This window comes from Actinomycetospora sp. NBRC 106378 (assembly GCF_030269685.1).
Lineage (GTDB): Bacteria > Actinomycetota > Actinomycetes > Mycobacteriales > Pseudonocardiaceae > Actinomycetospora.
On record NZ_BSTT01000016.1, the window covers coordinates 41,531 to 60,499 of the forward strand.

Below are 18,969 nucleotides of genomic sequence, written 5' to 3' on the forward strand. Positions count from 1 at the left end.
CCCGTTGCCCGGACCTCACAGAGCAACCGTGGCGGTCGATCACGCACCGAGGTGCCGTGAGCACCGGTGTGTACCTGCCCGAACCCGCCTCGCCGACCCGGTCGACGCGGCACAATGCGTCCAGCAGGCGAGCCGAGGGGGTGGGCACTCATGTCGACATCGCTCGAGAAGTTCGAGCTGACCGATCGTTTCCGCACCCCGCTCTACTCGGTGTCGGAGGGCGCTCGCTACCTGGACGTGCCGGTCAGCACCTTCGACACGTGGGCACACGGTTACCGTCGTCAGCCGCACGGACGACCGCCCGTCTTCGGAGCGCCCCTGCTGGCGACCTTGCCGCGTGCGTCGCGGAGGGGACCCGAAGTCCCGTTCGTCGGACTCGCCCAGGGCCTGGCGCTCGCTGCCATCCGACGCAGCGGGGTCCCACTCCAGCGCATCCGGCCGGCGCTCGTCGAGATGGGGAAGGAGTTCGGCCTCGAGTACGCGTTGGCGAGCCGACGTCTCTACACGGACGGCGCGGAGGTGTTGTTCGACTACGCCCTGACACGAGGAGCGGACGAGGGTGCCGCGCACGCGGCACGCGAACTGGTCGTCGTCCGCAACGGTCAACGAGTCTTCAACGACGTGGTCGCGAGCTACCTACGACGACTGGACTTCCGCAACGACGAGTACCCGTGGCTCGTCGGCCTTCCCGCCTACCGCCCGGGGTCCGTGGTGGCCGATCCGACGAGAGGCTTCGGGCAGCCCGTGTTCGCGACGGGCGGTGCCCGCGTCGAGGACGTCCTGAGCATGTTCCGAGCCGGTGAGCCGCTGGACGTGGTCAGCGACGAGTACGGCGTCCCGATCGAGGACCTCGAGGACGTCGTCCGGGTCGCGACACGGACCGCCGCCTGAGATGGCGCGGTCGGGCCGCGCTCCCGGCCTGCCCTGGTTGTTCCTCGATCGAAGTCTCGGGGGCAGGCAGGTACCCGATCGACTACGCCGCGAGGGACTTCCGGTCATCACCCTGGCCGACGTCTACGGCGTCCCCGCCGACCAGGACGTCGCCGACACGACCTGGTTGGCGAGAGCGGGTGCCGAAGGCTGGATCGTCCTGATGAAGGACGAGCGCATCCGTTATCGAGCGGTGGAGACGACTGCCCTGCGCCGGTACGGAGTGCGCGCCTTCTGCCTTGCCAACGGAAACCTGAGGGCGCAGGCCATGGCGGACCTGTTCCTGAGCGTCATGGACGACATCGTCGATCTGTCCACGCGGCCCGGGCCCTTCCTGTACGTGGTGTCGACCCGGGGGCTGCGGGCGGTCGACCTCGGAGAGGGACCGGACTGACCGACCGCGCCCCTGTCAGGCCGCCACGCCGTTGCCCGCGCGCTTGTCGGCCTGGAAGCCCTCCTCGTCCATCCCGCGGCGCCAGTAGCCGGAGATGGAGAGCAGCTCCTTGGGCACGCCGAGCTCGTCACGCAGCAGCCCGCGCAGCGCCTTCATCGAGCTCGTCTCGCCGTGCACGAACGCCTGCACCCGGCCCGCCGGCCAGTCCGCGGCCCGCACGACGTCGACCAGCGTCTCGCCGGCGTCGCGGTGCACCCAGCGGACGGTGAGGTCGCCGGAGCATGCCAGCGGGAGCTCGTCCGCCGGCCCGTCGACCTCCACGAACGCCAGCACGGGCGTCCCCACAGGCACGCGCTCGCACGCCGCGGCGATCGCCGGCAGCGCCGCCTCGTCACCGATCAGGACGTGCGCGTCGACGTCGGCGGCCGGCGCGTACGCCCCGCCGGGGCCGAGCAGGATCAGCTCGTCGCCCGGCTGCGCGGCGAGGGCCCACGGCCCCGCCACCCCGGTGTCGCCGTGCACGACGAAGTCGATCGTCATCTCGCCGGCGGCGTGGTCGAGCGCGCGCACCGTGTAGGTCCGGGAGATCGGCCACTCGTCGCGCGGCCGCTCGGCGCGCACCGCGCCGACGTCGAGCGGCTCCTCGTAGACCACGCCCGGCCGCCGGAAGGCGAGCTTCACGTACCGGTCGGTGAAGCCGTTGTCCTCGATCCCGGCGAGCCCCGGCCCGCCGAGCACGACCCGCCGCAGGTGCGGGGTCAGCTGCTCGCTGCGCAGCACCTCGAGCCGGTGTCCCGGTCCGCCCTTCGCCATGCCTCTCACCCCTCGTCATCAGGTAAGGCTCACCTTAGTTCCTGACGGCGGGTCGAGTCACTCCCCTCGCTCGGCCGCGAGCGCCCGCGGGTGGACGAGCAGCCGGTCCACCCCGGCCCGACAGGCGGCGAGGAAGGCCCCCGCCCGGGCGGGCGCGGCCGGGTCCGCGGGGTCGCGGACCGGCAACGGCGTGCGCGGCGTCCCCACCACCACCGGCACCCACGGCGGCAGCGTCGCCAGCAGCGAGGTGGCCGCGCCCATGTCCGGTCCGAGCTCGTCGGCGGGCACGCGGACGTACCCGAGCGCGTCGCCCGCCTCGACGATCAGCTCGGCGACCTCCTCGGGGTCGGCGAGCGTGGGCACCACGTCGAGGACCACCCCTGCCGTCGTGCCGGCGACCGCGGTGAGCGCCTCGCGCACGTCGCCGGCCGGCACCAGCACCGGACGCACCCGGAACGACGCGGCCTGTGCGGCAAGGCTCGCGAGGGCGTCCCCGGTGTCGACCCCGTCGACCGCCCGGACCGTCACGAACTGCGCTCCGAGCCGCGCCCCGAGGTCGAGCGTGCGCCGCCGCGGGTCGTCGGTCGCGTCGGCGCCCGGCTCGCCGAGGTCGATGCGCCCGACGTCGAGCGTGGTCACCCGGGTCACGAGCAGCACGTCGACGAGCGCCGCGAGCAGCGGCGTCCCGGCGCCGTGCCCCCAGGCCCGCTCGGCCTCCGGCTCGGCGGCCACGTGCAGCCCGACCGCGTCGAGCCCGCCCGCCCGGGCCGCCAGGACGCAGGCGACGGGGTCGCGGGGGTCGAGGACCGAGTGGTGCACGGCGACGCGGTTCACGGCCGTCATGATGTACTGCCCGGTGAGTCCACTGCGAGGAGGGCCGCCGTGACCACCGAGTCCCAACCCCGCCAGCGCGACGCCGAGCGCACGCGGGCGGAGATCCTCGACGTCGCCACGGCGGAGTTCGCCGAGCGCGGCCTCGCCGGCGCTCGCGTGGACGAGATCGCGGCGCGGACCCGCACCACCAAGCGGATGCTCTACTACTACTTCGGCAGCAAGCAGGGCCTCTACCTCGCCGTTCTCGAGCGCGCCTACCTGGGCATCCGCTCCCTGGAGAGCCATCTCGAGGTCGACGAGCTCGCCCCGACCGCCGCCATCCGCGCGGTGTGCGACCTGACCTTCGACCACCACGAGGCGCACCCCGAGTTCATCCGCCTCGTCAGCATCGAGAACATCCACCACGCCGAGCACCTGCGCGCGTCGCCGATCCGGGAGGGTCTCTCCGGCCCCGCCCTCGCGGTCCTGGAGCGGATCCTCGCCCGTGGTCGCGACGCCGGGCTCTTCCGCGACGACGTCGACGCGCTCGACATCCACCTGCTGATCAGCTCGTTCTGCATCTTCCGCACGGCGAACCGGCACACCGTGGCGGCCATCTTCGACCGCGACATGCTCGAGCCGTCCCTGCGCGACCACTACCGGCGGATGCTGGCCGACCTCGTCGTCGAGTTCCTGACCGCGCACGTCGGGAGACCCTGAGCACAGCACTCGCCGTGATCGGGCCCACGTCGGCCCTTGACACCGCCTCGGGGCGCAACTCACTATCTGGTACGTAACCAGACGGTACATAAGCACGACCCCGAGGAGCCCGACGATGTCCTCCGCACCCGCCGCGTCCGCCGGCGCGCAGCCCGCCCGGGCGGCCCTCGCCGCCTGGATCGGCAGCGCCCTCGAGTACTACGACTTCTTCATCTACGGCACGGCGGCGGCGCTCGTGTTCAGCAAGGTGTTCTTCCCGTCGTCGAGCCCGACCGCCGGCACGCTGCTCGCCCTCGCCACCTTCGGCGTCGGGTACGTGGCGCGGCCGCTCGGCGCGGTGGTGCTCGGCCACGTCGGCGACCGGGTCGGCCGTCGTCGGGTCCTCATCCTCACGCTGGTCATGATGGGCACGGCCACCTTCGCGATCGGCTGCCTGCCCGACTACGCCACCGCCGGTGCGCTGGGCCCGGTCCTGCTGGTCGTCTGCCGACTGCTGCAGGGCTTCTCCGCGGGCGGCGAGCAGGCCGGGGCCAACTCCATGACCCTCGAGCACGCTCCCGACGACAGGCGGGCCTTCTTCTCGAGCTTCACCCTCGGCGGCACCCAGGGCGGCATGATCATCGCGACGTTCGTGTTCCTGCCCGTCGCCGCGATGCCGCAGGACCAGCTCCTCAGCTGGGGCTGGCGGGTGCCGTTCTGGCTGTCGGTCGTCGTCGTGGTCGCCGGGATCGTCATCCGCCGCACCCTCGCCGAGACGCCCGTCTTCGAGGAGCAGCGCGCGCAGGGCCGCACCGAGGGCCTGCCGATCGTCGCGCTGCTGCGCGACCACTGGGCCGCGGTCCTCCGCGTCGTCCTCGGCGCGCTGGTCTCGTCGGTGAGCACGCTGGTCAGCGTCTGGGCGCTCTCGTACGCCACCAGCACCCAGGGCCTGGACAAGACCGCGATGCTCTGGGTCTCGATCGCCGCGAACGCCGTCGCCCTCGCCGCGATCCCACTCTTCGCCCGGTACGCCGACCGCGTCGGCCGCAAGCCGGTGTTCGTCTTCGGCTGCGTGGCCAGCGCGATCGTCCTGGCGTTCTACCTCTGGTCGATCTCGACGGCGAGCTACACCCTGATCTTCGTGTTCGGCGTCCTGCTCTCCGGCGTCGTCTACAGCGCCGCGAACGGGGTCTGGCCCGCCTTCTACGGCGAGATGTTCCCGGCCCGGGTCCGGCTGACCGGCATGGCGGTCGGCACCCAGATCGGCTTCGCCGTCGGCGGGTTCGTCCCGACGATCGCCGAGTCGCTGGTGGGCAAGGGCACGGGCGGCTGGGTTCCGGTCGCGATCCTGGGCGCCGTCCTCTGCGCCCTCGCCGCCCTCGCCGGGCTGACGGCGCGTGAGACCGCCCACGTGCCCACCGCCGAGCTCGACCGCGTCGCCGACCGCGGCACCCCGGCGGTCCCCGCCGCCGTCTGACGCTGACTCCCGACGGCGGGTCCGGTCACCTCGACCGGGCCCGCCGTCGTGGCGTGCCCGGCAAGATCCTGTCGCGCCGCGCGAGGTGATCGCTCAGCGAGCACTTCGCTCCGCTCGTGGGGATCTCGGTCCCGACGGCGGGTGCAGGCACCGCTCCGACGAGGTGCACGCCAGACATGCCGAACCGCCCGCAGATCTGCGCCACGTACATCTCGGGCGAGCCCGCTGCTCCTGGCGAAGGGCGCCCACGGCCCACCTATCCGACCGAAGGGGCCCTTCGCTCAGAACGGGGGCGCCTGGACCGGGCCGCGCAGGCGTTGGCGAAGGACGCCCACGGCCCACCTATCCGACCGAAGGGGCCCCTCGCTCAGACGGAGGCCCGCGACCGCCGGTGGGCCGCCATCCGCACCGGGGCGTCTGCGGCACCGAACCCGGCGTACCCCCCGCTCCGCTCCACGGCCTCCAGGAACACCCGCCCGCCGAGCACGGGCGTCACCACGTGGCGGTACTGCCCGCCGGAGGCGTCGACGTCGAGGAGGACGCGGTGCGCGGCCAGCACGTCGACGTCGGCCACACCCCGGGCGGCGAGGTCGGCGTAGTAGTTCGGCCCGACGTCGAGCAGCGGCAGCCCGGCGTCGAGCGCGGCCCGCGCGACGGTGAGCACGTCGGGGACCGCGAACGCCACGCTCTGCGGCGCCGGGACCCCGGGCGCCCACCCGCCTCGGCGGACCAGCGACGACGACAGCACCACCCGCACGGGCTCCGCCCCCGCGGACGCGAACAGGCGCCCCCGGACCAGACCGAAGGGCGCGACGATGTCGGTCGGCTCCCCCACCGGAGCCAGGCCGACGACGGTGCGCAGGAACAGCTCCGCCTCGGCGACGAGGTCGAACGGCGGGCTCAGCGCGACGTGGTCGATCCCGGTCGCGCCGACGCCCGGACGGACACCGGTGCTCACGAAGTCCCCCGGCCAGAAGTCGTCGCCGCCCGGGCTCGGGCGCTCGGGGCAACAGAACAGCAGCGTGCCGTCGGGGGCCGCGACCGCGCGCAGTTCCGCCTCGTCGCCGGCGTGGGGCAGGGGCACCCGCGGGGCGAGCAGCTCCACCCCACGGCGGGCCAGCGCCTCGGGGTCGGGGGTGCGCACCGCGAGCGCGGCGACGGCGGCCGGCACCGACCCGGCGTCGGGAAGGGGCACCTCCTCCCGGACGACCACGCGGGCACCGCCGGCCTCCCACAGGCCCACCGGCTTGGTGCGGTGCGCGCCGGTGCGCGCGAAGCCGAGGGCGGCGAGGGCGTCGGTGACCTCGGCGGAGGTCGCGGGGTCGACCGCGAGCTCGACGAACGCGGTCCCGCCGACCGCGGGTACGGCTGCGCCGGCCAGGGACTCCTCGAGGCCCAGCAGCGAGCGCCGGGCGTCGACGGCGGCCGGGCCGGGGTCGGCCTGGCGGAAGACGTCGTTGAACACCTCGAGCGACCAGGGGCCGTCGTAGCCGGCGGCGTCGAGGTGGCCGACGAGGGCGGTGAGGTCGAAGTCGCCCTGTCCGGGGAAGAGCCGGTGGTGGCGGCTCCACGGGAGCACAGCCATGTCGAGGCGCGGGGCGTCGGCGAGCTGGAGGAAGAACAGCTTCCCGGCGGGCACGTCACGCAGCCCGGCCGGATCGCCGCCGCGCGCGTAGAGGTGGAAGGAGTCGACGCACAGGCCCAGCGCGGGATGGTCGGCCCGCGCCACGATCCGCCACGAGTGGTCCCACGTGTTCACGTGCCGCCCCCAGGCGAGCGCCTCGTAGGCGATCCGCAGCCCGCGGTCGGCGGCCCGGTCCGCGACCTCGGCGAGCTGGGCGGCGGCGAGGTCGTCGTCGTCGATCGCGCGGGGGTCGACCGAGGAGCAGATCAGCGCAGTCGTGGTGCCGAGCTGCTCCATGACGTCGAAGGCGTGCTCGACCCGGCGCAGCGACGCGGCGAACGCGTCCCGCGGCAGCGCCTCGACGTCCCGGATCGGCTGGTAGAGGTCGACGGCGAGGCCGAGGTCGGCGCAGCGCCGGGCGATGTCGGCGGGCGATTCGGGCGAGCCGAGGAGGTCTGGGACGAAGATCTCGACGCCGTCGAACCCGGCGGCGGCCGCGGCGGCCAGCTTGTCCTCGAGCAGGCCCGACAGGCACGCGGTCGCGATGCCGAGCCGACGCCCGCCCACCTCACGCCCCCGCGGCGACGAGCGCGGCGAAGTGGCCCAGCATCCGCCCGGCGTCGGGCTCGACGCCGGTGAAGTGCCGGAACGCGTCGACGGCCTGGAAGACCGCCATGCCCCCGCCGTCGAGGACCCGGGCCCCGCGGGCGCGCGCCGCCGTGACCAGTGCCGTCGCCAGCGGGCGGTAGACGACGTCGGCCACCCACAGCCCGGGGTGCAGCGCGTCGGGCGCGACGGGGGTGCCCGGGTGGGCGGCCATGCCGGTGGGGGTGGCGTGGACGAGGCCGTCCACGCCGCGCAGCACTGCCTCGACGTCGGCCGTCCCGACGACGGCGGTGCGCACCCGTCCGGTGTCGCGCACCGCGGCGGCGAGGGCGTCGGCCCGGGACCGGTCGGCGTCGGCGACGAGGAGCTCGCCGACCCCGACGTCGCCCAGGGCGTGCGCGACGGCCGCACCGGCTCCGCCGGCACCGAGCAGCAGCACCCGGTCGACGGCGACCCCCGGGAGGCCGCGGCGGAAGGAGCGGGCGAACCCGGAGCGGTCGGTGTTGTGGCCGACGGCGCCCTCGGGCCCGAGGACGACCGTGTTCACCGCGCCGAGCGCGGCGGCGTCGGGGTCGATCCGGTCGAGGTGGGCGAGCACGGTCTGCTTGGCCGGGTGGGTGACGTTGAGCCCGGAGAAGCCGGTGAGGCGGGCGGCGTCGAGGACGCGGCCGACGTCGTGGGCGCCGAGGCCGAGCACGTCGAGGTCGAGCCGGCGGTAGAGGTATCGCATCCCCTGCGCGTCGCCCTCGTGCTCGTGCAGCGCGGGTGTGAGCGACGGGCCGATCCCGGTGCCGACGAGCCCGACGAGGTGGCCCGGCCCCTCGTCCCGGTCGCGGGCGACGGCATCGAGGTCGGGCAGGGTCAGGGTCACCGGAACCTCCGTGTGTACTAACTGGTGAGTTCAGGCTAGGCGGGAGATCGACCCCGTGCAAGCGCGGGAGGACCCAACGTCGGGGAGACACGACGAAGGGCGGACCGGCCTGCCCGCCGATCCGCCCCTCGGTCCCCCCGTACCGGTCTGCCCTCCGACCCGGGACGTCCTGTCGTGCCCTACGCCGCGATCTGCCGCTCGATGATCGCCGTGTTCTCGCCGACCCGGGTGTAGTAGCCGGGCTTGCCGGCGCGGGCGCACCCGTCGCCGAAGCTGGTGATGCCGATGAGCTTCCCGCCCGCGACCAGCGGGCCACCGGAGTCGCCCTGGCAGGTGTCGACGCCGCCGGAGTCGAAGCCCGCGCAGGTGAGGAGCTTCGGGTCGTAGGACGAGGCCGAGGACTTGCAGTAGGAGTCCGCGCGGATCGGGACGGTCGCCCCGAGCAGGTAGCGCGAGGCCGAGCCGTTCTCGGAGGTGGCGCCCCACCCGTAGATGCGGGCGGCGGTGCCCGCGCCGTACAGGGCGGAGTCGGAGGCGGTGGCCAGCGGGAGGGTCGGGGAGGAGACGGACTCGGCGAGCGTCAGCACCGACACGTCGAGCCCGCTGCCGACCGACTGGAAGGTCGGGCTCACCCAGACCTTCGACACGGCGACCGAGCGGCCGGTCCGCGAGTCCTTGTCGTCCCGCCCGACGACCGCGAAGATCTTCCGGTCCGGCGCCGAGGCCGTGCAGTGCGCGGCCGTGACCACCTTCGTCGGCGCGACGAGGGTGCCGCCGCAGAACTGGAAGCCCGAGGCGTCGGTGAGGAACACGACCCACGGCTCGTCGGCGGTGCTGGTGCGCTCGCCGCCCACGATGCGCGCCTGCGCCACCCCGTCCCCGCCGGTGCCCCCCGGGTCGTCGCCGGTACCACCCGTGGTCACCGCCGAGCTCCGTCCCCCGAAGCCGACCAGCCCGACCGCCACGACCGCGAGCACCACGACCAGGGTCGAGCCGAACAGCACCGCCCGCCGCACCACCGGTCCACGCGGTGCCCGGGTCACCTCGGCACGGTGCCGCCCGCGCGTTCGCTCCCGCATCCCGCCGCCTCCGCTCACGTACCGCTGTTCCGCCGCCCCCTCGCGGGGACCGTCCGGCGTACCGCTCACCGTCCGTCGGAGCAGACCTGACCAGAGATCGACCCGGCCGAACAAGTCGGAGAGCGGGAGTTCGCCCCGCTGAGCGACGACGAACGGTCGATTTCAGGCGGTAAACGACACCGGCGAGTGAGCAGCGCGCGATGAACGGTCGCCGAGAACCGCTCACCGCCCGCGACAGACCCAATCACGGAGCGTCGCCGCGGCGGGGAGACGGAGTGCACCGCCCGACGGACGAGCCACGGACGACGGTGGTCAATACGATGGGACGCGTGCCCCACCACGACCTCGTGATCATCGGCTCGGGATCGGGCAACTCGATCCTCGACTCCCGCTTCGACGACCTCGACGTGGCGATCGTCGAGCACGGCGTGTTCGGCGGGACCTGCCTCAACGTCGGCTGCATCCCGACCAAGATGTACGTCTACGCCTCCGACGTCGCCGAGACGATCCGACGGGCGAGCACGTACGGCGTCGACGCGAGCATCGACAAGGTCCGCTGGGCCGACATCGTGCACCGCGTCTTCGGCCGGATCGACCCGATCTCCGCCGGCGGGCTGCGCTACCGCGACCAGGAGTGCTCGAACGTCACCGTCTACCAGGGGCACGCCGTGTTCACCGGCGAGCGGGAGCTGTCGATCACGCCGACCGCGGGAGGCGACGGGGAGACCGTGACCGCCGACCGCATCGTCATCGCGGCCGGTTCGCGCCCCACCGTGCCGCCGGCCATCGCGGAGTCCGGGGTGCCGTTCCACACCTCCGACGACGTCATGCGCCTCCCCGACCTCCCCCGCCGCCTGACGATCGTCGGCGGCGGCTACATCGCCTGCGAGTTCGCGCACGTGTTCTCGGCCCTCGGCACCGAGGTCACGATCGTCACCCGCGGCCCGGCGCTGCTGCGCGAGCAGGACGAGCTGGTCTCCGAGCGGTTCACCCGTCTCGCGCAGGACCGCTGGAACGTGTACCTCGACGCCGAGCCGACCGCCGCCGAGCAGCGTGCCGACGGCACCGTCGTGCTCACCTGCCCCGACGGCGGCGAGATCGAGGGGGACGCCCTCCTCGTCGCCACGGGACGGCGACCCAACGGCGACCGGCTCGACGTCGAGAAGACCGGCCTGCAGCTGACCACTGACGGCCGGGTCGAGGTCGACGAGTACCAGCGCACGCCGGTCGAGGGCATCTACGCCCTCGGGGACGTGAGCTCGCCCTTCCAGCTCAAGCACGTGGCGAACCACGAGGCGAAGGTCGTCCAGCACAACCTGCTGCACCCCGACGCGCTCCGCGCCACGAGCCACCGGTTCGTGCCGTCCGCGGTGTTCACCGACCCCCAGGTCGCGAGCGTCGGCGCCCGCGAGCAGGACCTGCGCGACGCCGGCACGGCGTACGTGTCGAAGGTGCAGGCCTACGGGGACGTCGCCTTCGGCTGGGCCATGGAGGACTCCACCGGCTTCGCGAAGGTCCTGGCGTCGCCGTCCGGCGAGCTGCTCGGAGCGCACTTCATGGGGCCACAGGCGTCCTCGCTGATCCAGGTGCTCGTCCAGGCCATGGTGTTCGGGCAGACCGCACAGGAGGTCGCCACCGGGCAGTACTGGATCCACCCGGCACTGCCCGAACTGATCGAGAACGCACTGCTGGGGCTCCCGCTGTCGACGTGACGCCGTCCAGCGAGCGCCAGAACCGCCGGAGCAGCTGCGCGGTCCGCTGCGGGTAACGGGCGGGCCACCAGTGCCCGACCCCTTCGAGGACCGCGACCTGCGCCCCCGCGCGGGCCGCGGCCTCCCGGCGTAGGGCGAGGGTCCCGGCGACGGGGTCCCCGGTGGCCAGGACGGCCAGGCCCGGCCGCGCGGCGGCCCGCTCCAGCCGCCGGCCGGCCCGCGCCATCGTCGGTTGGGCGGCGGCGCGGTAGAGCGCGAGGATCGCGTGCGCGAGCGACGGGTCGTAGCCGTCGACGATCCGCTCGGCGACCGCGAGCGGCATGCCCCGCGCGGTCAGCCGGGCCGTCCACGCGGGCCGGTCCGCGAGGCCCGCCACCTGCCGTTCCCCGGCACCGGGCGTCTGCCACGTCGTCGCGAGCTCGTGCCAGGCGTAGTCGGGATGGAACATTCCGACGGCGTCGCTGACCCAGCTACGCAGCAGGTCGGGGCGTTCCATCGCCACGCCCACGACGTGTGCGCCGCCCCAGTCGTGCCCCACCAGGTCGACCGGGCCGTCGAGCCGCTCGAGCTCGCCGACGAGCCAGTCGCGGTAGCCGTCCGGGGAGACGTCGAACCCGCCGGGCAGGGGCGCGCCGAACCCGGGCGGGGACAGGAGCCGGACGTCGGTCCGGCCGAGCTCGGCGAGCAGTCCCTCCCAGACCGCCGCCGTCATCGGGTTGCCGTGCACGAACACCGTCGTCATCTGGTCCCGCCTCACTTACTTGTTCGCCGACACGCAAGTTAGCACGATATGCTCCGCCGGTGGAACGACGAACCCAGCAGGAGCGACGGGAGACCACCGAGCGCGCGCTGCTGACCGCGACCGCCGACCTCGTCGTCGAGTCCGGCCTGGCCTCGGTGACGCTCGCCGAGGTCGGGCGGCGCGCGGGCTACAGCCGCGGCATCGTCACGCACCACTTCGGGTCGAAGCAGGCCCTCGTCGAGGCGTTGGTGACGGCGAGCCAGGCCGGCTTCGTGCCCGGGCTGGGCGAGATCGAGCCCGGGCTCGACCGGGTGCTCGCCCTGGTGGAGCGCTACCTCGGCGCCGTCTCCGGGATCGGGTCGCTCAACCGCGCGTTCCTCGTGCTGTGGGCCGAGTCGGTGGCCTCGCCCGATCTCGGGCCGGTCTTCCGGGAGCGCGACGCGCTCTTCCGCGCCGACATCGTCGCGGACCTCGACGCCGGTCGGGACGCCGGGCAGGTCCGCGACGACGTCGATCCCGCGGTCGTCGCGGCCATCGTCGTCGCGGAACTGCGCGGCCTCGCGCTGCAGTACCTCGTGGCGCCCGACTCGATGGACCCGGCGGCCGTCGGCCGGGCGCTGCGCGACCACTGGCGGGTCGCGCTGGCGGCGCCGTAGTCGGCGGGAGGCCTACCCGGAGTGCGCGGCCGCCGTGTGCTCGCGCAGCGCGTGCAGCGCCTCGATCCGGGTCGCCTTGAGCACGTCCGGCGGGTCGCCCGGGAACTGCTTGACCCACGCGTCGGTCCGGCCGTGGTCCCACAGGGCGAACCAGACGGTGCCGGGCGGCTGGTCGTCCTGCGGGTCGGGCCCGCCCGCACCGCTCACCGCCACCACGACGTCCGCGCCGAAGAGGTCGGCGGCCTTCTCGGCCATGGCCCGGACGGCGGGCTCGGCCACGACGGGTCCGTCGGGAACCCCGAGCACACCGTGCTTCGTCGTCCGGTCGTAGGCGACGACGCCGCCCCGGAACCACTCGCTCGACCCGGGCGCGGCGGCGAGGTCACTCGAGACGAGTCCTCCGGTGAGGGACTCCACCACCGCGATCCGGCGACCGTCGCGATCGGCGCCCTCCGAGATCTCCTGCGCGAGCTGCTCGGGCTCCGCGTCCACGGGCTGATCCACCGACGACCTCCACTCCGACGTCCATGCTGACGACGCGGCGGATGACCGGAGCGACCCGACGTCGAAACGGGGAGGCGGTGGGTTGTGCCCGAGGCGCTCGCGGGCAGTTTGATATCGGCCCGGTGTGACCTGGATCATCCGGGGCACGCGACGTGAGGAGCCCACCATGACCACGACCGAGGACCGCGACGCCACCCTGACCGCAGCGGGACTGGACGGGCAGAACCGGGCCACGCTCGGCCGCATGCTCGGCACCGGGAAGATCGGCTACGCCGAGGAGGGCGACGACGGCGTCATGCGCGCCACCGTGCGCATCCCCGAGGACGAGCTCGTCTGGGAACCGGCCATCCTCGTGTTCCCGCACGGGGGCACGGTCGAGCTGACGCTCGTCAACGACGACCGGAACACCCACTGCGCGCTGCTGCCGAACAACGGCGACCCGAAGCTGATCTGGCTGGTCAACCACTCGAAGGGCGTGGCCCGCCTCGACCTCGACGGACCCGGCGCGTACTACTACGGCTCGACCACGGGTAACGACGAGGGCCGCGGCCTCACCGGCGCCCTCGTGATGGGCGGCGAGGTGCCGGAGTCGGCGAAGCTCGACCGACCCCCGCAGCCACGCCCCTAGAGTCCGCAGGCGGCTCCGGCCGTCCGGGCGACGTGGTCGAAGAAGACGTCGCGGTCCGCCACGACGTTCTCGTACTGCCCGAACAGCTCGAACCCGACGGTGCCGAAGAGCTGGGTGAAGGCCGCGATGGCGGCCGGGGCGAGGTCGGCCGTGAGCCCGGGCAGCAGGTCGGGCGCCAGGGCGTTCCGGACGGCGGGTGGCGGCTCGGCCACCGGACCCCCGGCCTCGATCGCGATCCGCGCGAGCACCGTCGCCACCCGTCCGGCGGCGGGCAGCGTGTCCGCCGGCGCCGCGTACCCGGGGACCGGCGAGCCGTAGATCAGGGCGTACGGCGCCGGGTTCTCCTGCGCCCACCGGCGGACGGCCCGCCACACCGACACCCACCGCGCGAGGGCCGTGTCCCCGCTGTCGGCCTCCTCGGCCGCTGCCCCGACCGCGTCGTAGGCCTCGATGATCAGCGCGGTCAGCAGCTCGTCCCGGCTCGGGAAGTAGCGGTAGACCGCCGAGGAGACCAGGCCGACCTCCCGGGTCACCGCCCGCAGCGAGAGGGCCGCCGCGCCGACCTCCGCGAGCTGGGCGCGGGCCGCCGCGAGGATCTTCTCGGTCGTCTCGGCGCGGGCCTGCTCGCGGCGGGTGGGCATGCGCAGAGCATGTCAGAGAGCACTGCTCTTGACAGCGCGCCGGTCCAGAGAGAGCATTGCTCTCACAAACAGAGAGCACTGCTCACACCGAGGAGACCGGCCATGACCACCCACTACCAGCAGCCCGGCGTCATCACCCGTCGCGTCATGAACCCGTTGGTCAGCTTCTTCACCCGCCGCGGCCTCTCCCTCGCCGGGTCGGCCGTGCTCGGGGTCCGCGGCCGCACGAGCGGCGAGGTGCGGACGACCCCGGTCAACCCGCTCCCCCTCGACGGCGCGCGCTACCTGGTCGCCGCCCGCGGGCAGACGCAGTGGGTGCGCAACATCCGCGTCGCCGGCGAGGCCGAGCTGACCGTCGGGCGCCGGACCGAGCGGATCGTCGTCCGGGAACTCACCGACCCCGCCGAGACCGTGCCGGTGCTGCGGGCCTACCTGAAGGTCTGGGCGTGGGAGGTGGGGGCGTTCTTCGACGGCGTGTCGGCCGACTCCTCCGACGCCGAGCTGGCCGCGATCGCCCCGCGCCATCCCGTCTTCGTGATCCTGGACCGGCCGACCGGCGCCTGATCGGGCCCGCCGATACCGTGCGCCGGATGAGCGAGCGCGAGCACGACGTCGTCCTCTACGGCGCCACCAGCTTCGTCGGGGCCCTCACCGCCGACTACCTGGCCCGGCACGCCCCGACCGGGGCACGGATCGCGCTGGCCGGTCGGTCCCGGGCGAAACTCGAGTCGGTCCGCGCCGGGCTGCCCGCACCGGGGAGCGACTGGCCGCTGATCGTCGCCGACTCGACCGACCGCGCGGCCCTCGACGCGATGGTGTCCTCGACGACCGCGATCGCGTCGACCGTCGGCCCCTACGCCAAGTTCGGGCTGCCGCTGGTCGAGGCGGCCGCGGCGGCGGGCACCCACTACGCCGACCTCACCGGCGAGGTCACGTTCGCGCGGGAGGCGATCGACGCGACGGACGCGGTGGCGCAGCGGACCGGCGCCCGCATCGTGCACTCCTGCGGCTACGACTCGATCCCCTCCGACCTCGGGGTCCTCCTCCTGCACGCGCAGGTCCAGGCCGACGGCGAGGGAGAGCTGACCGACGTCACGACGGTCGCCCGCGTCCGGGGCGGGGTCTCCGGCGGCACGATCGACTCGATGCGCGGTCTCGCCGACACCGTCAAGTCCGACCGCGCGACGGTGAAGCTGCTGCGCGACCCGTACGGCCTCTCCCCCGACCGTGGGGGCGAGCCCGACACCCGCCAGCCCAGTGACAGCCCCGCGCCCCACCGGCTCCCGGACGGGAAGTGGGCGGCGCCGTTCGTCATGGCCTCCTACAACACGCGCATCGTGCGGCGCTCCAACGCGATCGCCGGCTACTCCTACGGCAAGGGCCTGCGCTACGGCGAGGTCATGGCCACGGGCGCCGGTCCGGTCGGCGCCGTGACCGCGGGTGCCGTGACGGCGGGTCTCGGGGCGATGCTCGCCGGATTCGCGACGCCGGGTGCGCGCCAGCTCCTCGACCGCGTCCTCCCGAAGCCGGGCGAGGGCCCGTCGGAGGAGACGCGCCGCAAGGGCTTCTTCCGCCACGACCTCGACGCCGTCACCACGACGGGCGCGCACTACACCGGACGCGTCTCCGGGTCCGGCGACCCCGGCTACGCGGCCACCGCGGTGATGCTCGGCGAGTCGGTGCTCTGCCTCGCCCTCGACGGCGACCGGCTGCCCTCGCGCGCCGGTTCGCTCACACCCGCCACCGCCATGGGGCCCGCCCTGGTCGAGCGGCTGCGCACCGCCGGGCACGTCTACGAGGCCGCCCGCGCATGAGCGAGACCCACGGCCACGGACACGGGCACGGCCACGGCCACGGGCACGACGGGGGCGGCGCGGACATGGCCGAGGTGCTCGACCTCGACGCCGTGGTGTTCGCCGACCTCCTCGCCGACATCGTGTCCGGGCTCCCCGTCGCGGACGCCCCCGGCCGCATCGTCGACCTCGGCGCCGGGACGGGGGTCGGCACGTTCGCCCTGCTCGAGCGCTTCCCGGACGCGCACGTGACCGCCCTCGACTCCTCCGCCGCCCACCTGCGGCGGCTGCAGGAGAAGGCCGACGGCGCCGGGTGGGCCGGGCAGGTGGACGTCGTCCCCGCGGACCTCGACGCCGAGGCCCTCCCCCTCGGGACGCCGGACCTGGTGTGGGCGTCCGCGTCGCTGCACCACGTCGCCGACCCGGACCGCGTCCTGCGCCGGGTGCGGGAGGCCCTGGCCCCCGACGGCCTGCTCGTCGTCGTCGAGATCGACGGGTTCCCGCGGTTCCTGCCCGACGACGCCCCGGAGGACCGCCCGGGCCTCGAGGCGCGCTGCCGCGCCGTGGCCGACCGGCTCGCGATGGCGCAGATGCCCCACCGGAACGCGGACTTCACGCCGCTGCTCGAGGCGGCCGGCTTCCGCGTCGAGCAGCACCGCACCGTCACCGCGACGGTCGACGGCTCGCAGTCGGGGGCGGTGCACCGCTACGCGTTCGAGGGACTGCGCCGCCTCCGCGACGGCGTCGCCGACGAGTTGTCCGGCGAGGACCTCGCGGCACTGGACCGGCTCGTCGATTCGGACGGCCCGGGGAGCATCCTCCGCCGGGACGACCTCGTGGTGCGGACGACCCGTCCGGTCTGGGCCGTCCGGCCGAACGCCCGCGATTGAGACGTGCACGATCGGGGCACGCTCCCCCGTGTCGACCGGTCGTGTGCCGCACGACCCGGTCCGCCCCGACTTCCCCGAGGAAAGGACGACCGTGAGCGAGCAGCAGACCGTCACCAAGACCGTGGACGCCACCCCGGAGCAGATCTTCGACCTGCTCTCCCGCCCGGAGCGCCACACCGAGTTCGACGGTGCAGGCATGCTCCAGGGCCTCGACTCGGGCCCGGACAAGGTCTCGAAGCCGGGCGACGAGTTCGTCATGAACATGACCAACGATGCGCTCGGCCCGTACCAGATGAAGAACGAGGTCACCTCGTTCGAGGAGAACCGCGAGATCGGCTGGGCGCCGTCGATGCACCCGATCGACGCGCAGAAGGACAAGCTGGGCGACGTCCGCGCCGAGGGCCACACCTGGACCTGGAAGCTCGAGCCGGCCGGCTCGGGCACGCAGGTCACGCAGGTCTACGACTGGTCCGGCGTGAAGGACGAGCAGTTCCGGGGCTTCTTCCCGATGGTCACCGAGGACCAGATGAGCGAGACGATCGACAAGGTCGCGAACGCCGCGAAGTAGTCGCTCAGGGCGCGCCGGCCGGGGGCACCACCCGCAGCCCGGCCGGCGCACCCCGCTCGATCAGCCGTGTGAGGGCTGCCGTGTCGAGGTTGGACTCCACGAGGTCCGCGAGCAGGTCGAGCTGGGCGGTCCGCGTCGCCGCGAACGACGTCGTCGTCGAGACCCGGAAGTCGCGCCCGGTCGCCGCGGCGACCCGCGCCAGCACCCGTCGTCGGAACCCGTCGTTCTCCAGCAGGCCGTGCCAGTGCGTCCCCAGCACGGTCCCGACGTCGAGCCCTTCCGGGGCTCCGTCGGCCGTCGTCACCAACGCTGCACCATCGCCGCGGACCTCGCGCCCGTGGTGGATCTCGTAGCCCGCGACCTCCTCGCCCAGGGCCGTACCCGTCGGGTTGCCGAGATGCTTGTCGGGGTCGAAGACGACGTCGAACTCGCCGAGCCCGAGGCCCTCGTGGCGTCCCGGAGCGGCCTCGACGCCGTGCGGGTCGTCGATCGTCCGCGCGAGCATCTGGTAGCCGCCACAGATCCCGAGCAGCGGACGCCCGGCGCGGGCGTGGGCGAGGACGGCGTCCGCGAGGCCCGACGAGCGCAGCCAGGCCAGGTCGGAGACGGTCGTCTTCGAGCCCGGCAGGACGACGAGGTCGGCCCCGACGAGCTCGGACGGCGCGGTCACGTAGCGGACCGAGACCCCGGGCTCGCAGGCGAGGGCGTCGACGTCGGTGCCGTTCGAGACCCGGGGCAGGCGCACGACCGCGACCCGTAACCAGTCCCGACCCAGCGGGGCGGCGGGGCGGCCGACGGCGCCGTCGTGACCGAGGGAGTCCTCCGCGTCGACCCACAGGTCGGGGGCGAACGGGATCACGCCCAGCGTGGGCCGGCCGGTGAGGCGCTCGAGCTGGGCGAGGCCGGGTTCCAGCAGGGCGGGGTCGCCGCGGAACTTGTTGACGACGAAGCCGCTGATCAGGGCCTGGTCGGCCGGCTCGAGCACGGCGAGCGTGCCGAAGAGGTGGGCGAGCACGCCGCCGCGGTCGATGTCCCCGACGACGATCGTCGGTAGGTCCCCCGCGCGGGCGAGCCCCATGTTCGCGATGTCGGTGGCGCGCAGGTTGATCTCGGCCGGGGAGCCGGCGCCCTCGCAGATCACGACGTCGTGCTCCGCGCGCAGCCGCGCGAGACCCGCCGTCACGATCTCGAGCAGGGCCGGCTTGCGCTCGCGGTAGGACAGCGCGCTGACGTTGCCGTCGACCCGGCCGTGGACGACGACCTGGCTGGTCCGGTCGCTGCCCGGCTTGAGCAGCACCGGGTTGAAGGCGACGCTCGGCGCGAGGCCGCACGCCGCCGCCTGCAGGGCCTGGGCCCGGCCGATCTCGCCGCCGTCGAGGGTGACGACGGAGTTGTTGCTCATGTTCTGCGCCTTGAACGGCGCCACGTCGACGCCCTGGCGGGCGAGCCAGCGGCACAGACCGGTCACGAGGACGCTCTTCCCCGCGTCGCTGGTGGTCCCCGCGACGAGGAGGGCGCCCTGCACGATC

At 74.0% G+C, this 18,969-nt stretch carries 19 protein-coding genes and 1 pseudogene; 11 read left to right on the forward strand and 9 right to left on the reverse strand.

Annotation, left to right across the window (positions count from 1 at the left end):
* Positions 1–150 precede the first annotated feature (150 nt).
* Both QSK00_RS25740 and QSK00_RS25745 read left to right on the forward strand, forming a co-directional pair.
* Complete coding sequence (locus QSK00_RS25740) at positions 151–891, forward strand: DUF433 domain-containing protein (RefSeq protein ID WP_285595539.1); 741 nt, start codon at positions 151–153, stop codon at positions 889–891.
* A 1-nt stretch (position 892) separates the two neighbouring features.
* The gene (locus QSK00_RS25745; RefSeq protein ID WP_285595541.1) at positions 893–1,324 is read left to right on the forward strand and encodes a PIN-like domain-containing protein; all 432 of its coding nucleotides are present in this window, start codon (positions 893–895) and stop codon (positions 1,322–1,324) included.
* Between the two features lie 15 nt (positions 1,325–1,339).
* On the opposite strand, the gene QSK00_RS25750 is transcribed toward QSK00_RS25745, so the two are convergent.
* Positions 1,340–2,137 carry a siderophore-interacting protein gene (locus QSK00_RS25750; protein ID WP_285595543.1) on the reverse strand — a complete coding sequence of 266 codons (798 nt, stop codon included), beginning with the start codon at positions 2,135–2,137 and terminating at the stop codon, positions 1,340–1,342.
* A 57-nt stretch (positions 2,138–2,194) separates the two neighbouring features.
* The gene (locus QSK00_RS25755) at positions 2,195–2,971 is read right to left on the reverse strand and encodes a hypothetical protein (RefSeq protein WP_285595546.1); all 777 of its coding nucleotides are present in this window, start codon (positions 2,969–2,971) and stop codon (positions 2,195–2,197) included.
* A gap of 48 nt (positions 2,972–3,019) precedes the next feature.
* Here QSK00_RS25755 and QSK00_RS25760 point away from each other — a divergent pair, with 48 nt between their 5' ends.
* The gene (locus QSK00_RS25760; protein ID WP_285595548.1) at positions 3,020–3,670 is read left to right on the forward strand and encodes a TetR/AcrR family transcriptional regulator; all 651 of its coding nucleotides are present in this window, start codon (positions 3,020–3,022) and stop codon (positions 3,668–3,670) included.
* 115 nt (positions 3,671–3,785) lie between these two features.
* Positions 3,786–5,126: an MFS transporter gene (locus tag QSK00_RS25765; RefSeq protein ID WP_285595549.1), complete on the forward strand. Its 1,341-nt coding sequence runs from the start codon at positions 3,786–3,788 to the stop codon at positions 5,124–5,126.
* A 367-nt stretch (positions 5,127–5,493) separates the two neighbouring features.
* On the opposite strand, the gene QSK00_RS25770 is transcribed toward QSK00_RS25765, so the two are convergent.
* The 3 genes from QSK00_RS25770 to QSK00_RS25780 form a co-directional block, all read right to left on the reverse strand.
* A complete protein-coding gene (locus QSK00_RS25770; RefSeq protein WP_285595552.1) occupies positions 5,494–7,317 on the reverse strand; it encodes a sugar phosphate isomerase/epimerase and 4-hydroxyphenylpyruvate domain-containing protein in 1,824 nt (607 codons plus the stop codon).
* 1 nt (position 7,318) lies between these two features.
* A complete protein-coding gene (locus QSK00_RS25775) occupies positions 7,319–8,227 on the reverse strand; it encodes a shikimate dehydrogenase (RefSeq protein WP_285595553.1) in 909 nt (302 codons plus the stop codon).
* Positions 8,228–8,406: 179 nt separating this feature from the next.
* Positions 8,407–9,270 (reverse strand): S1 family peptidase, encoded by an 864-nt coding sequence (locus tag QSK00_RS25780; protein WP_285595555.1) that lies wholly within the window; start codon positions 9,268–9,270, stop codon positions 8,407–8,409.
* A 365-nt stretch (positions 9,271–9,635) separates the two neighbouring features.
* On the opposite strand from QSK00_RS25780, the gene QSK00_RS25785 reads away from it, so the two are divergent.
* On the forward strand, positions 9,636–11,018 hold the full coding sequence (locus tag QSK00_RS25785) for a mycothione reductase (RefSeq protein WP_285595557.1): 1,383 nt from the start codon (positions 9,636–9,638) through the stop codon (positions 11,016–11,018).
* Positions 11,019–11,064: 46 nt separating this feature from the next.
* Here the strand turns inward: QSK00_RS25785 and QSK00_RS25790 are convergent.
* Positions 11,065–11,760 (reverse strand): annotated as a pseudogene (locus tag QSK00_RS25790) (alpha/beta fold hydrolase); the annotation flags it as partial.
* 59 nt (positions 11,761–11,819) lie between these two features.
* Here QSK00_RS25790 and QSK00_RS25795 point away from each other — a divergent pair.
* Complete coding sequence (locus tag QSK00_RS25795; RefSeq protein WP_285595559.1) at positions 11,820–12,416, forward strand: TetR/AcrR family transcriptional regulator; 597 nt, start codon at positions 11,820–11,822, stop codon at positions 12,414–12,416.
* A 12-nt stretch (positions 12,417–12,428) separates the two neighbouring features.
* Here the strand turns inward: QSK00_RS25795 and QSK00_RS25800 are convergent, their stop codons facing one another.
* Positions 12,429–12,920: a CinA family protein gene (locus QSK00_RS25800; protein WP_285595561.1), complete on the reverse strand. Its 492-nt coding sequence runs from the start codon at positions 12,918–12,920 to the stop codon at positions 12,429–12,431.
* A gap of 166 nt (positions 12,921–13,086) precedes the next feature.
* Between QSK00_RS25800 and QSK00_RS25805 the strand changes: the two genes are divergently transcribed.
* Positions 13,087–13,548, forward strand: coding sequence for an MSMEG_3727 family PQQ-associated protein (locus QSK00_RS25805; protein ID WP_285595563.1), 462 nt, complete (start codon positions 13,087–13,089; stop codon positions 13,546–13,548).
* Here QSK00_RS25805 and QSK00_RS25810 read toward each other — a convergent pair.
* Positions 13,545–14,189: a TetR/AcrR family transcriptional regulator gene (locus tag QSK00_RS25810; RefSeq protein WP_285595565.1), complete on the reverse strand. Its 645-nt coding sequence runs from the start codon at positions 14,187–14,189 to the stop codon at positions 13,545–13,547. The two genes, QSK00_RS25805 and QSK00_RS25810, sit on opposite strands and share 4 nt — an antisense overlap.
* A 102-nt stretch (positions 14,190–14,291) precedes the next feature.
* Between QSK00_RS25810 and QSK00_RS25815 the strand changes: the two genes are divergently transcribed.
* From QSK00_RS25815 to QSK00_RS25830, 4 genes are all read left to right on the forward strand, one after another.
* Complete coding sequence (locus QSK00_RS25815; RefSeq protein WP_285595567.1) at positions 14,292–14,753, forward strand: nitroreductase/quinone reductase family protein; 462 nt, start codon at positions 14,292–14,294, stop codon at positions 14,751–14,753.
* 26 nt (positions 14,754–14,779) lie between these two features.
* On the forward strand, positions 14,780–16,003 hold the full coding sequence (locus QSK00_RS25820) for a saccharopine dehydrogenase family protein (RefSeq protein ID WP_285595568.1): 1,224 nt from the start codon (positions 14,780–14,782) through the stop codon (positions 16,001–16,003).
* Complete coding sequence (locus tag QSK00_RS25825; RefSeq protein WP_285595569.1) at positions 16,000–16,872, forward strand: class I SAM-dependent methyltransferase; 873 nt, start codon at positions 16,000–16,002, stop codon at positions 16,870–16,872. Before QSK00_RS25820 ends, QSK00_RS25825 begins: the two co-directional genes overlap by 4 nt.
* 91 nt (positions 16,873–16,963) lie before the next feature.
* Positions 16,964–17,440 (forward strand): SRPBCC family protein, encoded by a 477-nt coding sequence (locus tag QSK00_RS25830; protein ID WP_285595570.1) that lies wholly within the window; start codon positions 16,964–16,966, stop codon positions 17,438–17,440.
* A gap of 4 nt (positions 17,441–17,444) precedes the next feature.
* Here the strand turns inward: QSK00_RS25830 and QSK00_RS25835 are convergent, their stop codons facing one another.
* Positions 17,445–18,965, reverse strand: a complete 1,521-nt coding sequence (locus QSK00_RS25835; protein ID WP_285595572.1) for a cobyric acid synthase — start codon at positions 18,963–18,965, stop codon at positions 17,445–17,447.
* Between the last annotated feature and the right edge of the window lie 4 nt (positions 18,966–18,969).

Bases quoted from the DNA above. Each gene is read 5' to 3' on its own strand.
- QSK00_RS25740 (WP_285595539.1), top strand. From the start codon at position 151: ATGTCGACATCGCTCGAGAAGTTCGAGCTGACCGATCGTTTCCGCACC.
- QSK00_RS25745 (WP_285595541.1), top strand. From the start codon at position 893: ATGGCGCGGTCGGGCCGCGCTCCCGGCCTGCCCTGGTTGTTCCTCGAT.
- QSK00_RS25750 (WP_285595543.1), bottom strand. From the start codon at position 2,137: ATGGCGAAGGGCGGACCGGGACACCGGCTCGAGGTGCTGCGCAGCGAG.
- QSK00_RS25765 (WP_285595549.1), top strand. From the start codon at position 3,786: ATGTCCTCCGCACCCGCCGCGTCCGCCGGCGCGCAGCCCGCCCGGGCG.
- QSK00_RS25805 (WP_285595563.1), top strand. From the start codon at position 13,087: ATGACCACGACCGAGGACCGCGACGCCACCCTGACCGCAGCGGGACTG.
- QSK00_RS25810 (WP_285595565.1), bottom strand. From the start codon at position 14,189: ATGCCCACCCGCCGCGAGCAGGCCCGCGCCGAGACGACCGAGAAGATC.
- QSK00_RS25815 (WP_285595567.1), top strand. From the start codon at position 14,292: ATGACCACCCACTACCAGCAGCCCGGCGTCATCACCCGTCGCGTCATG.
- QSK00_RS25820 (WP_285595568.1), top strand. From the start codon at position 14,780: ATGAGCGAGCGCGAGCACGACGTCGTCCTCTACGGCGCCACCAGCTTC.
- QSK00_RS25825 (WP_285595569.1), top strand. From the start codon at position 16,000: ATGAGCGAGACCCACGGCCACGGACACGGGCACGGCCACGGCCACGGG.